The organism is Mesorhizobium sp. ORS 3428 (assembly GCF_001854785.1).
Taxonomy (GTDB): domain Bacteria; phylum Pseudomonadota; class Alphaproteobacteria; order Rhizobiales; family Rhizobiaceae; genus Mesorhizobium.
In genome coordinates this window covers 200,628-213,301 of sequence record NZ_MDFL01000126.1, presented here as the reverse complement: position 1 = coordinate 213,301, position 12,674 = coordinate 200,628, and the positions used below count along the sequence as shown (strand labels likewise).

Genomic DNA, 12,674 nt, shown 5'->3' with positions numbered 1-12,674 from the left:
AGTATGATTTCAAGTTTTTATCAAAACTTCGCAGCACTGGCGTAGTCAGGCTATGGGCATCTGGGATTGGCCGAGGCGTCTTCAACTTCGTCATCCCAGGGCGAAGCAGGAGCGCAACTCCGTTGCGGAGACCCTGGGATCCATGCCGTGACCTTGGCCGAACAGCGCTGGGGAGCTGAATTCTGCTCCGTAGCGGAGTCTCGAAGTCACGGCATGGATCCTGGGGTCTGCGCTGCGTCGCTTCGCTCCTTGCTCCGCCCCAGGATGACGACATTTGGAAGGCCTCAGCCAATCTCCATGATATCGATCTGACAACAGTATGATCCGACCCGTCAAACTTCCGCGCCAAGGAGCTAAACCCCCTCCGCCATGATCTCGCGACCGATCAGCCAGCGGCGGATCTCGCTGGTGCCGGCGCCGATCTCGTAGAGCTTGGCGTCGCGCAGCAGCCGGCCTGTCGGATAGTCGTTGATATAGCCGTTGCCGCCGAGCAGCTGGATGGCGTCGAGCGCCATTTGCGTCGCCTTCTCGGCGGCGAAGAGCACGCAGCCGGCGGCATCCTTGCGCGTGGTCTCGCCGCGGTCGCAGGCGGCGGCCACCGCATAGACATAGGCGCGCGCGGCGTTCATCGTCGTGTACATGTCGGCGAGCTTGCCTTGCACCAGCTGGAAGCTGCCGATTGGCTGGCCGAACTGCCTGCGCTCATGCACGTAAGGGATCGCCACGTCGAGGCAGGCGGCCATCAGCCCGAGCGGGCCGCCCGAAAGCACTGTGCGCTCATAGTCGAGGCCCGACATCAGCACTTCGACGCCGCGTCCTTCCTCATGCAGCACATTCTCGAACGGCACCTCGACATTCTCGAAGACGAGCTCGCCGGTGTTGGAGCCGCGCATGCCGAGCTTGTCGAGCTTTTGGGCCACCGAGAAGCCAGCAAAGGCCTTCTCGATGATGAAGGCGGTGATGCCGCGYGCGTGGCGCTCGGGATCGGTCTTGGCGTAGACCACCAACGTCTCGGCATCGGGACCGTTGGTGATCCACATTTTCGAGCCATTGAGCACATAGCGGTCGTTGCGCTTTTCCGCCCGGAGCCGGAGCGACACCACATCCGAGCCGGCGCCGGGCTCCGACATGGCCAGCGCGCCGACCTTCTCGCCGCTGCAAAGCGGCGGCAGGTACTTTTCCTTCTGCGCCGGTGTTGCCCAGCGGTTGATCTGGTTGACGCAGAGGTTGGAATGCGCGCCGTAGGAGAGACCGACCGAGGCGGATGCACGCGAAATTTCCTCCATCGCCACGACATGCGCGAGATAGCCCATGCCGCTGCCGCCGAAATCCGGATCGGCGGTGATGCCGAGCAGGCCGAGCGCGCCGAGCTCTGCCCACAGATGCGCCGGGAACTCGTTGGAGCGGTCGATCTCGGCCGCGATAGGCGCGATTCTGTCCTGGGCGAAGCGCCGCACCGTATCACGCAGCGCCTCGATATCGCCATCGAGCCCGAAGTTCAGCGTATTCGTGTACATCGCGTTCCTCCTGGTGCATGAGCCCGAAATCGACTTCGATTGCCGGAAGGGCTCATGCGCGAAATCAAAGTGCTACAGCGTCCTTTTCGCGCGGACGCGCGGCGCCGTAGGCGCCGATCTTCGCGCCGACCAGCCGCATTGTCATGGAAAGATATGTGGCGGTGACTTCAGCAATCGACAGCCGCTCGCCCGGCCGGAACCAGACGATGACGCCGGTCATCATCTGGATCAGCGCCATGGCGGTCAGCCCGACATCGTCGATCTCGAAGCGGCCTTCTTCGGCGCCGTCGCGCAGAATCGCGCGCAGTTCCTTTTCATAGGTCGTGCGCATCTTGAGGATCTGCGTCAGGCGCTCATGCGACAGGCTGCGCAGTTCCATGTTGGAGACATGGGTGGCGTGGCGTCGCTCGATATGGAAGGCGATGTGGTTCTCGACATAGGCGGCAAGCCGCGCTTCCGGATCGACCGCTGCCGGCCGCGCCGCGTTCCAGGCTTCGAGCAGGCCTTCCATATGCTCGCGCATCAGCGTGAACAGCAGGTCTTCCTTGGTCGGGAAATAGCGATAGAGCGCGGCGGCCTGCACTCCGACTTCGGCCGCCAACTGGCGCATCGACATCGCCTCGTAGCCGAGGCGCGCGATCAGGCCGCCGCTTCGCGGACCGCTGCCTCGGTCTTCTCCCCGTCGGAGCCTGTGGTGCGTGCCATGCCTGCCTCCGTAATGTATTAATAAAACGAACGTTCAATTAATTCAAGCATTGAAGCTGCCAATCTCCCCCCTCGTGAGGGAGATGCCCGGCAGGGCAGAGGGGGGCGCTGTCCCGCCGGCTTTTCAGGCTGTTGCCATCGCAGACACTTAATGTGGTATCCAGCAGGTGAGCTGGCATGCAGCAGGCTGAATGAAACGCCGCATTCCTTCGCGCCCCCCTTTGGCCTGCCGGCCATCTCCCCCACTTGGGGGGAGATTGGCTATGGCCGTCGCTTTCGCCAATCTCCAACGCTCGCCGACGAGGTACGCAAGCTGCCTTTAACCCTAAGCGACAATGCTGAAATCGGCAGGCGCCTGGTCATGCGCCACCTCCTCGACGTCGACCGCCGAGACCAGCGCGCCTCGCGGTCCTTGCCAGAGGCGGTCGATCATCGCGTCGACCGCGGCATCGGTGCCGGCGACAAGCGCCGTGACCGAGCCGTCGCCCTCGTTGCGCACCCAGCCCGTCACGCCTAGACGAATGGCTTCGCCGCGCGTCCACAGCCGGTAGCTCACGCCTTGCACCGTGCCGCTTATGCGCGCTCGCACGGCCCTTTTCCGGTCCGCCATCGCTCTCTCCCTCAAGACGAATCTGGCGCAGGACCGGGCAAATGCAACGTTGGATATTGGCGAAAGCACACGCGACGTCCGATCTCCCCCACGTGGGGGGATCGGCAGCTTCAATGCGCCTCTACCCGCGTGCCTCCGCCAGCGCGCCGGGCAGTTCCTCGGCGAAGATGTCGAGCTCATGGTCGAGGCCGACGCTGACCCTGATGCAGCGATCGAGCCTTGGTGCCATCGGCTTGCGGATGAAGACGTCGCGCGACAGCAGCGCCTGCATCACCTTCAGCGCAAAGGCRCCGTCGCGGCCGCAGTCTATGGTGACGAAATTGGTCGCCGAYGGCAGCGGCTTCAGACCGTTCTCCTCGGCGATGGCCGCGATGCGGYGGCGCCCGGCCGCCACGCGCGCCACCACCGAATCCAGATAGTCCTGGTCGGCGAGTGCCTCGACGCCGGCGATCTGCGCCATGCGGCTGACGCCATAGTGGTTGCGGATCTTCTCGAAGTCGCGGATCACTTCGGCCTCTGCCACCGCATACCCGCAGCGAATGCCGGCAAGTCCGTAAGCCTTGGAGAAGGTGCGCATGCGCACGACATTCGGCCGCGCAATATCGATCGGCGGCAGCGCCGAGGCCGGCCCCAACTCGCCATAGGCTTCGTCGAGTACCAGCATGGTGGTTTCCGGCAGCGCCTCGATGAAGCGGATGATGTCCGGCGCTTCCCACCAGCTACCCATCGGATTGTCGGGATTGGAGAGATAGACGAGCGGCGCCCTTTCGCTGACGGCGGCCTTAAGGAGCCCGTCGAGGTCTTCCTTGTCGTTGGCGTAAGGAACGGTCACCAACCGGCCGCCGACGCCGGCGATGTGGAAATTGAAGGTCGGATAGGCGCCGAGCGAGGTCACCACCGCGTCACCCGGCCCGACATACATGCGCGCCACCAGCCCGAGCAGCCCGTCTATGCCTTCGCCGACAACCACGTTTTCGATCTTCACGCCATGGTGGGCGGCCGCCGCGACCTTCAGATCGAAATTGTCCGGATCGCAATACATCCACATGTCACGCGCCACGCTCTCCATGCGGGCAATGACACGCGGCGAGGGACCGAAGCTGCTTTCATTGGCGCCGATGCGGGCGCGAAAAGGCCGGCCGCGATCGCGCTCCTGCGCCTCCGGCCCGACGAACGGCACCGTGGTGGGAAGCGCGCCGATGATCGGCGTAAGGGGAGGGCRCTGGCGCATGGCAAAGCTCGCTTGAAAAGGAGGCCTCTTGCTAGCGTGGGAGGGGGRTGGGCGCAAGCTGGAGGAGGAGACGAAAAGGCCAAGTCTGGTGGTATGCCACGTTCGTCGCCGTGTCCGGCAATTCGCCGAATTTGCCTTTGTGGTAAGCACAGCGGCGGGGAACTTGCTATCGTGCCGCGTGCGGTACTGTTTACCACAGCAAATGGTTTAGCCGCGACACGAACTACATGCCTCGACTGGATTCTCCCGATCGCTTTTGCTAGCGAGACAGTATGAACAATCGATTGCCGCCCGCCTGGGCAAAGCACCTGAAAACTCGACCCTCGGCTACGGCCATATCGCCGAAAGCTTCGCCACCCAAAGCGCAGCCGAAGGCCGGTCCGTCTCGCAGTCAAGCCGACGACATGCTGTTGAGGCAGGCGCTCGAGCTGCAGAAAGCTGAGCAACTRCCCGAGGCCGAGGAACTCTGTCATCGCGTCTTGGCCAGGACGCCCGAGCATCCGCTTGCGCTGTACATATTGGGCACTTTGGGGCTCGGCGTCGATAATGAGTTGGCCATCAAGTTTTTTGCACGCGCAGCGGCCCGGGAGCCCAACAACCCCTATTATCAGCTTAGTCTGGGTGAAGCCTTCTTAAAGGTTGGCGATCATCCGGCCGCCATTGGGCACTTGCAGCGCGCCTGCGAACTGAAGCCAGATCTGGTAGAGGCGCTTTGYGCGCTGGGACAAGCCTACGCTGGGTTTGACCAGGCTGAAATGGCTTTACCTGTCTATAAAAAAGCATTGGAGATCGATCGCAATCACCTGATGGCCGGAGCGGGCCTTGCGAATGTACTGATCGGCCTCGGACGGATGGATGAGGCAACAACCTATCTGAACGAAGCCATTGCGCGGCGCGTGAACGTGTCCGTCGCCTACAGTAACCTAGCAAACACTCGAAAATATTCTGCTGGGGCGCCCGAACTCGAACAAATCCTGAACGAACTTCGTGACACCACGATTTCCGACGGAGAGTCGAGTAATCTTCATTTGGCAGCAGGGAAGATCCTGAACGACCTGGGGCGTTATGACCAGGCGATGGATCATTTCTTGGAGGGCAAGGCCCTCAAGGCTGGGGAGTTTGACATTGACTTCTACCGCCAGCAGATCGATGCGCTGATCGGCCTGTTCGACAGGGAGCTGTTGTCTGACAAAGCTGATTGTGGGGATCCTTCTGATACGCCCATCTTCATCCTGGGTATGCCGCGCTCGGGTACAACCTTGACCGAGCAAATCTGCGCAAGCCACCCGGAAGTTCACGGGGCCGGAGAGCTTACGAAACTGGCGCGAGTGGCGGAGTCCGTCGGCTTGAAGCTGGAGCCGGGGCTGCCTTTCGGTGAGCCTGTAAGGTCGATGACGATCCGGGAATCGCAGGGGTTGGCCGAGGAGTATCTGTCCTATTTKCGTCTCTGTTCACCTACAGCGCGACGCATTGTCGACAAAATGCCCCATAATTTCGAGCTTATTGGCCTGATTGGAATTCTTTTCCCGAACGCTCGGATTATTCACTGCAGGCGCGATGCAATTGACAATTGTCTTTCCTGCTTCTTTTCAAATTTTCGAGAAGGTCATAGCTACAGCTACAATCTTGAGACTCTTGGGCTAGCCTATCGCGAGTATGATCGGCTCATGCGTCACTGGCAGTCGCTATTTCCTGGACGAATTTTTGAGAATCACTACGAGGACATGATTTCAGACCAGGAGGGRCAATCGCGCCGTCTGATCGATTACCTCGGGCTGCCTTGGAATGATGCCTGCCTCCGCTTCTTCGAAAAGGAGGGATCCGTCAGAACAATCAGTCGCTGGCAGGTTCGCCAGCCGATCTACAAGTCCTCTGTCAAGCRCTGGAAGAACTATAAAGCAAGAATCCAACCGTTGATCGAAGCGCTGGGCGATCTGGCTGAAGTTTGACCAACAGTTTCCAGACTATTGCCAACTTTCCCCGGAAGTATGTAATCAATTCGCGGGACCATCGGGCTCGGCTATGCTGGCCGTAATGTGCTCCACCCGTTGTGCCTCCGCCTGTGGCTCCAATCCCGGTTAATGCATGTCGCCCAAAAGCGCGTAGCGGTCTTGGGGGAACGGCATGCATCAAAACAAACATTTAAAGCGCGTCGCCTGAATACGTTTCGGCGCGACGCGCTTTAAGAGCGAACAAAAGCGAAATCGCTAACGGGCCTCGCCGGCAGGCTAGTTCCCTGGCACAGAAAAGTCTGACGGTCGGATAGTGCTTGCGCTGGCGAAATCGCGCGCTATGGAGAAGCGGCAGTCGGTTCGTCATCCTGAGGTCTGCACAGACCTACACCGGGTCGCTTCGCTCCAGCATGACCAAGCTGTAAGGCTTCGGCCGATGGCAAACGTTTGCGGCGGTCCACCAAAACGAACTGTGAATTCTTGGCTGACGACATGTCCGAGACCAGTCGGGATAGATTTCGCCTGGGTGCGGATCAATCCCTGTAATCGTGCGAATGCGGCACTCTGCAATGGCGGGTCGGTGCTGCCAGCAGAAAAGAAAAACCCGGCGGTTGCCCGCCGGGTCTCGATTTCGCCGAAGCGAAGTCTGTTAGAACGAGCGCTGGAAGCGGAGGAGGCCGCCGACGCTGTTCTTCTTCTGGGCATTGGTCCAGTCGCCAAAGATGCTGGGGTTGTCGAACTCACCATAGTGGTCGTAGTCAACTTCAGCCGTGACCGTGAAGCCGGGAACGATGTCGTAAGCAACGTTAGCTGCCACGCCATAGTTCTTCCGCTGGTCGCCCGACACCTGGAGGTTGAACGAGGTCTTCTCGTTGAACTTGTAGGTGCCGCCGGCCCAGAATGCCCACTTGCCGGCCCACTGCTTGTAGAAGCCGCGACCATGGGCGTCGATGACGTTCCCCGCGTCGTCGGTGAGGTGCTTGTCGGTACCGTAGCCGAACATGCCGAACAGCGACAGTTCGTTGGTGACGTTGAAGTCCACGCGGACCTTGCCGGCGAACTCGTCGTAGTTGCTGTCGTAAGCCGCAACGCCGGTGATGGCGCCCCAGCCCTGCGTCCACTTCACGCCGCCGACGACATGCGGAACATAGCTGTCGATCGTGCCGACCGTGCCCGAGCCTTCTTCGAGCGAGACCACGGCCGAGAGACCGTTGCCGGCGTCGAAATAGTACTGGACGACGTTGGTGTCGAAATCGCCGTAAGGAACGATCGTATCCTGGATGACGTTGCCGGCGTAGCCGATGAACGTATCGAAGGCCGATTCGTCCTTACCGACGCGCAGACCGCCGAGCTGGATCCAGGCGAAGTTCAGCGAAACGCCCTTGAAGCCGGCGCTATTGGGGTGGAACGTGACGGCGGCGGTAGGGCCAGTGGTGGTGGTCTTCGTGCCGCGGGCGTTGTGGTTGCCGAAGTTGAAGCGGGTCTCGGTGTAGGTCTTCAACGTGCCGAGCTCGGTTTCCTGGCCGGTCCAGGTCTTCAGCGTGAAGCGGGCGTTCTTGTACCAAGTCGCCTGGTCCTTGCCGGAGCGCACGTCAAAGGTACGCGCGCCGTCGAACGAGCCGACATCGCCGAGGCCGATGTCGTAACGGACATAGCCGCCGATGCGCAGGCAGGTTTCGGTGCCGGGGATGTAGAAGTAGCCCGAGCCGTACACGTCGCAGATCTTGACGTATTCAGCCGGTTCCGGCTCGGCGACGGTCACCGCGTCGGCGGCGCGAGCACCGGAAACTGCGATCAGGGCCGMAGCTGAGCCGAGAAGAAGGCTCTTGATGTTCATTTTCTGACCTCCAGTCAAAAGTTAAAAAACGGGTCTGGGTATTTTTTGCTGAAGGACAGCGTTCCCTGCCCCATCCCCACTTACCGAAAAAGATGCGCACCGCGCCGCTCCTTCGACCCTGACCTTTACCCAGGCCGCGGCGGCGTTCAATAACGATCGTGTCGGCAAAAGCCCCATCCGAACGCTATCCCCGGGCGTTGTTGCACAAATGACACGATTTGGCCGCAGTCCGAAAGTTCTCATTAACCATTAAGGCCTTGCGGCCGGTCGAATCCGGCGACGAGCAGCCGAAATTGCGGCGCCAGCTGCGAGTCGCCGGGCAGGGAATCGCCATGGAATCGCCGCACGATTCCATCCGTTTCGCTGCCTGCGTCGAATTTTCGCCGATTATGGCGCCGGCTTGTTGATTGTGGCCGCGCTTTTCTTTATCCAGCGGCGCGACGGAGAGGTGGCCGAGTGGTCGAAGGCGCTCCCCTGCTAAGGGAGTAGAGGTCAAAAGCTTCTCGTGGGTTCGAATCCCATCCTCTCCGCCACCCTACGCCCTGCGGGCTTCGGGTGGCAGGCCCCTGTGATACTTCCCTACGAATCCTCTGCAAGGCCTGGCTCCGAAGCCTCCGGACTGCGTCATCCCAGGGCGGAGCAGGGAGCGAAGCTCCGTCGCGAAGACCCTGGGATCCATGCCGTTACCTTGCCCGAAGAGTGCAGCGGAGCTGAATTCTGGACCGCGGTGACGCGTCGAAGTCACGGCATGGATCCTGGGGTCTGCGCCGCGTCGCTTCGCTCCTTGCTTCGCCCCAGGATGACGACCGGGAAAAGCTTCGGTCAATCTCCAGAGTTTGCGATTGCCACTCGCAACGCATCCTCCGCGACGCTCTTTCGTCCCACCAAACGGTACTGTGACATCCGCATTGCTCCGCGGAGCTGCATCATTTTTCCGAAAAAGTGGCGCAATATCAATAGATTGCCGCAAGAATGTCTGTCGCAGGTTCGCTTGTTCCGTTCGATTCTGACTGGAGGTCAGAAAATGAACATCAAGAGCCTTCTTCTCGGCTCAGCTGCGGCCCTGATCGCAGTTTCCGGTGCTCGCGCCGCCGACGCGGTGACCGTCGCCGAGCCGGAACCGGCTGAATACGTCAAGATCTGCGACGTCTACGGCTCGGGCTACTTCTACATCCCCGGCACCGAAACCTGCCTGCGCATCGGCGGCTATGTCCGTTACGACATCAGCGCCGGCGAGAGAGGCAGCTTCGATGGCGCTCACACCTTCGATGACATGAACGGCAAGGACCAGGACACCTGGCACAAGCAGGCCCGCTTCACGTTGAAGACCTGGACCGGCCAGGAAACCGAGCTCGGCACGTTGAAGACCTACACCGAGACCCGCTTCAACTTCGGCAATGGTAGTGGYGGCGTCGCCAGCAACTTCAATGGCGGCGAGAGTACTGCCGTTTCGCTGAACTTCGCCTGGATCCAGCTCGGTGGGCTCCGCGTCGGTAAGGACGAATCGRCCTTCGATACGTTCATCGGCTACGCCGGCAACGTCATCCAGGATACGCTGGTTCCGTATGGTGACTTCGATACCAACGTCGTCCAGTACTACTTCGACGCTGGCGACGGCTTCTCGGCCGTGGTCTCGCTCGAAGAAGGTTCGGGTGCGGTTGGYACGATCGACAGCTATGTTCCGCACGTCGTCRGCGGCGTGAAGTGGACGCAGGGCTGGGGCGCGATCACCGGCGTCGTGGCTTACGACAGCAACTACGAGGAAGTTGCTGGCAAGGTCCGCTTGGACGTGAACGTGTCTGACGCGCTGTCGCTGTTCGTCATGGCCGGCTACGGCACCGACGACAACCTCAACGACAACTTGGGTAACGTCGTCGATGCTAACGGCCGCGGCTTCTACAAGCAGTGGGGCGGCAACTGGGCAGTCTGGGGTGGCGGCACCTACAAGTTCAACGAGAAGACTTCGTTCAATGTCCAGGCGTCGTATGACGACTCGAAGGATTTCGGTCTCGCGGCGAACATTGCCTATGACATCGTTCCCGGCTTCACCGTCACGGCCGAAGTTGACTGGGCTCATACCGACCACACCCAGTTCGGCAACTGGACGGGCATCGACGCCGACAAGAAGAACGCCGTCGGCGGTATCCTCCGCTTCCAGCGCTCCTTCTAAGGGCTGGAATTACACAGGTGAATCCGGCCCGGGCGTCTCCACGCCTGGGCCGTATTGTTTATCGCGACTTGGACGAAGGCGAGCCGGGGGAAATGGGGGATCGATAGCTGAACAGGGTCTTTCAGGGCGATTTCGTGGAATCCGGTATTTGGCGGATGAAATCGTTTTGTCAGACTTAAMTCTTGAAAGGACGCCTCCAAGCGGTTAGCGCTCGCCCGTCCACTGGGGGTGTGGTCTAAAAATGACGAACGAAGCGATTCAAGAGGGGGAGCCCTCTGGTCATTTTGCGGTGTTTTCTTCTCAGAACTCGAAGTTTAGGTACACCTATAACAAGATCAGAGAAGTAAAATGCTACAGGATCGGAGAGCTATTCGCGGCATATCGGGATATACTCTGGGATGATGGGCGACATAAATACAATGTCAGCTCTTTCATCGGTGAAATAGACGAGATCCTTCTGGGAGAGCGTTTCAGCACCTTTGACCAGAATACCCTGGACAATCTTATCGGTACCCTGCGCCAGCGCGGTAACAGCAACGCAACCATCAATCGCAAGATGGCTGCCCTCAGCAAACTGCTGCGCAAGGCTCACAAGATGGGAGATATCCACAGCTTGCCTGAATTCCGCCGCCAGAAGGAGCGGGCGGGACGGATTCGTTTCCTCGAAAGGGACGAAGAGGCAAGGCTGTTCGCCGCCATCAAGAGCCGCAGCGCAGATGCTTACAGACTCTCCGTCTTCCTGGTCGATACCGGTTGCCGTCTCGGCGAGGCGCTCGGGCTGATCTGGAACGACATCCAGGAACACCGCGTATCGTTCTGGATCACCAAATCCGGCCGCAGCCGCACCATTCCGATGACCGAGCGGGTCAAGGAGGTGATCAAGCTGCCGCCGACCACCGAAGGCCGTCGGCCGAAGGGCCCGTACGCCATGCTCACCCAGGCGCAGTACCGTGYCATCTGGAACGAGGCGAAGACCGAGGTCGGTCTCGGCACCGACGAGCAGGTGGTGCCGCATATCCTCCGCCACACTTGCGCCTCGCGCCTGGTCCAGGGCGGCATCGACATCCGCCGCGTGCAGATGTGGCTCGGCCATCAGACGCTGGCCATGACCATGCGATACGCCCATCTCGCCACCAACGACCTCGATGGCTGCGTCGTCGTGCTGGAGAAGCCGCGCGGCGACGAGGCCTCGCGCCCTGCGGACACCTCGGTGTTTGCATCGCCGCTGACCGCGCCCTCGCCATCAAAGCCGGCGCGCCAGCCAAGGAGCGAAGGCGCAGCGGTCAAAGGGCCCGGCAGGACTTCCAAGGTGAAGGCGTAGAAGCTTGTCCATCTCCGCCCTTGTGGGGGAGATGCCCGGCAGGGCAGAGGGGGCGCTGTCCCGCCGATATCTCCATCAACCAGAAGCCGGCGATGCTTCGCGCCCCTTTTGTGCGTTGTCCTTCCGCTTTGCTTGACAAGCTGGCGCCGCCCCTCATGAGGGGCGGCGCCAACATCTACAATTGGCCCTCCGTCGCACGGGCCGAACTCCGGCTTTCCTATACTGTATTGACACCCTCCGAGCGAATTCTGCTCTTGAGTTTTACTTCGGCGCGACCTCAGGCTCCGCCCGATCGATAAACGCGCCAATCTCTTCCGGCAATTGACCGGTTTCGAGGAAGGGCGCGTGTCCCTGGCCTTCAACCGTGATCGCCTCCACGCAGGGATGGCGCTTTTCCATCTCCTCGAGCGTCGCGGCGGACAGCAGCTTTGAGTTGGCGCCGCGAATGGCAAGCAGCGGCACGCCGGCCAGCGCGTCGAACTGCGGCCACAGATCCGGCAGCGGCTTGGTGACGTCGACGCCGGCCAGCRTGTCGACCAGCGCAGGATCGAAATCCGGCACCAGTCCGGCGTCCGTATCGCGGTAGATTGCGGCCACCATCCGCGCCCAGTCGGCGTCGGTAAGCGCGGGGAAGCCGGCGCCATGCGCACGCCGCTGCACGTCGACCGCCTCGGGAAATGTCTTCGGTGTCGGGCGGCGGTCGAGATAGGAGCGTATGTGCTCAATGCCCTCGGCCTCGACCACCGGGCCGATGTCGTTGAGAACAATAGCCTTCAGCACGGTCGGCTTCAGCGCGCCGAGCACGTGGATGATCAGACCGCCGCGCGAGGTGCCGATAAAGGCAGCTTCTTCGATGCCCAGCCCCGCTAGGCCCGCGAGCACATCGCCCGCCTCGACGCCGACATTGTAGTGGCTGATGTCGGGATCGTAGTCGGATTGCCCGCGCCCGCGATAATCGAAGGCGACGACCTTGCGCGGCCTCCTCGCCTTGTTTGAAAGGTAGAGTGCGAGCTCGTGGAAATCGCGCGCGTTGCGGGTGAGGCCGGGCAAGCAGACGACCGGCCAGCCTTCCGAGTTCGCCTCGCCATAGATCCGGGCGTGGAGCTTCAGGCCATCTGGTGCCGAATAGAAGAAGTCGGAAAACCCTTCGCTCGCCATCGGAATGCTGTTCCTCGTTGAGGTGAGGGACAGCTACAGGTGCGGGCGGGGATGGTCAAATGGCACGTGTGCCCAGAGGCATCAGCGCTGGCGGGACAGTACCCCCATCTGGCCTGCCGGCCATCTCCTCGCAAGGGGGAGATTGGCAGCTTCGGCCTTGGCACTCTTTCTAC

General features: G+C 61.1%; 8 protein-coding genes, 1 tRNA gene and 1 pseudogene. 4 read left to right on the top strand and 6 right to left on the bottom strand.

Annotated elements, in window-relative coordinates:
- Positions 1–353 precede the first annotated feature (353 nt).
- The 4 genes and pseudogenes from ORS3428_RS19900 to ORS3428_RS19885 form a co-directional block, all read right to left on the bottom strand.
- On the bottom strand, positions 354–1,517 hold the full coding sequence (locus ORS3428_RS19900) for an isovaleryl-CoA dehydrogenase (RefSeq protein WP_071099984.1): 1,164 nt from the start codon (positions 1,515–1,517) through the stop codon (positions 354–356).
- Between the two features lie 64 nt (positions 1,518–1,581).
- Positions 1,582–2,222 (bottom strand): annotated as a pseudogene (locus ORS3428_RS19895) (TetR/AcrR family transcriptional regulator).
- Positions 2,223–2,547: 325 nt separating this feature from the next.
- Positions 2,548–2,832: an acylphosphatase gene (locus ORS3428_RS19890; RefSeq protein WP_071099983.1), complete on the bottom strand. Its 285-nt coding sequence runs from the start codon at positions 2,830–2,832 to the stop codon at positions 2,548–2,550.
- 121 nt (positions 2,833–2,953) lie between these two features.
- A complete protein-coding gene (locus ORS3428_RS19885) occupies positions 2,954–4,063 on the bottom strand; it encodes a pyridoxal phosphate-dependent aminotransferase (RefSeq protein ID WP_071099982.1) in 1,110 nt (369 codons plus the stop codon).
- 272 nt (positions 4,064–4,335) lie between these two features.
- Here ORS3428_RS19885 and ORS3428_RS19880 point away from each other — a divergent pair, with 272 nt between their 5' ends.
- Positions 4,336–6,012, top strand: coding sequence for a tetratricopeptide repeat-containing sulfotransferase family protein (locus tag ORS3428_RS19880; RefSeq protein WP_071099981.1), 1,677 nt, complete (start codon positions 4,336–4,338; stop codon positions 6,010–6,012).
- Positions 6,013–6,664: 652 nt separating this feature from the next.
- Here ORS3428_RS19880 and ORS3428_RS19875 read toward each other — a convergent pair.
- A complete protein-coding gene (locus tag ORS3428_RS19875; protein WP_071099980.1) occupies positions 6,665–7,852 on the bottom strand; it encodes a porin in 1,188 nt (395 codons plus the stop codon).
- A 442-nt stretch (positions 7,853–8,294) separates the two neighbouring features.
- Between ORS3428_RS19875 and ORS3428_RS19870 the strand changes: the two genes are divergently transcribed.
- The 3 genes from ORS3428_RS19870 to ORS3428_RS19860 all read left to right on the top strand — a co-directional run bounded on the left by ORS3428_RS19870 (position 8,295) and on the right by ORS3428_RS19860 (position 11,343).
- Positions 8,295–8,385 (top strand) — tRNA-Ser (locus tag ORS3428_RS19870).
- A 491-nt stretch (positions 8,386–8,876) separates the two neighbouring features.
- Positions 8,877–10,022, top strand: coding sequence for a porin (locus tag ORS3428_RS19865; RefSeq protein ID WP_071099979.1), 1,146 nt, complete (start codon positions 8,877–8,879; stop codon positions 10,020–10,022).
- 241 nt (positions 10,023–10,263) lie between these two features.
- Positions 10,264–11,343: a tyrosine-type recombinase/integrase gene (locus tag ORS3428_RS19860; RefSeq protein ID WP_071099978.1), complete on the top strand. Its 1,080-nt coding sequence runs from the start codon at positions 10,264–10,266 to the stop codon at positions 11,341–11,343.
- A 261-nt stretch (positions 11,344–11,604) separates the two neighbouring features.
- On the opposite strand, the gene ORS3428_RS19855 is transcribed toward ORS3428_RS19860, so the two are convergent.
- Positions 11,605–12,501: an alpha/beta fold hydrolase gene (locus ORS3428_RS19855; RefSeq protein ID WP_071099977.1), complete on the bottom strand. Its 897-nt coding sequence runs from the start codon at positions 12,499–12,501 to the stop codon at positions 11,605–11,607.
- Positions 12,502–12,674: the final 173 nt, after the last annotated feature.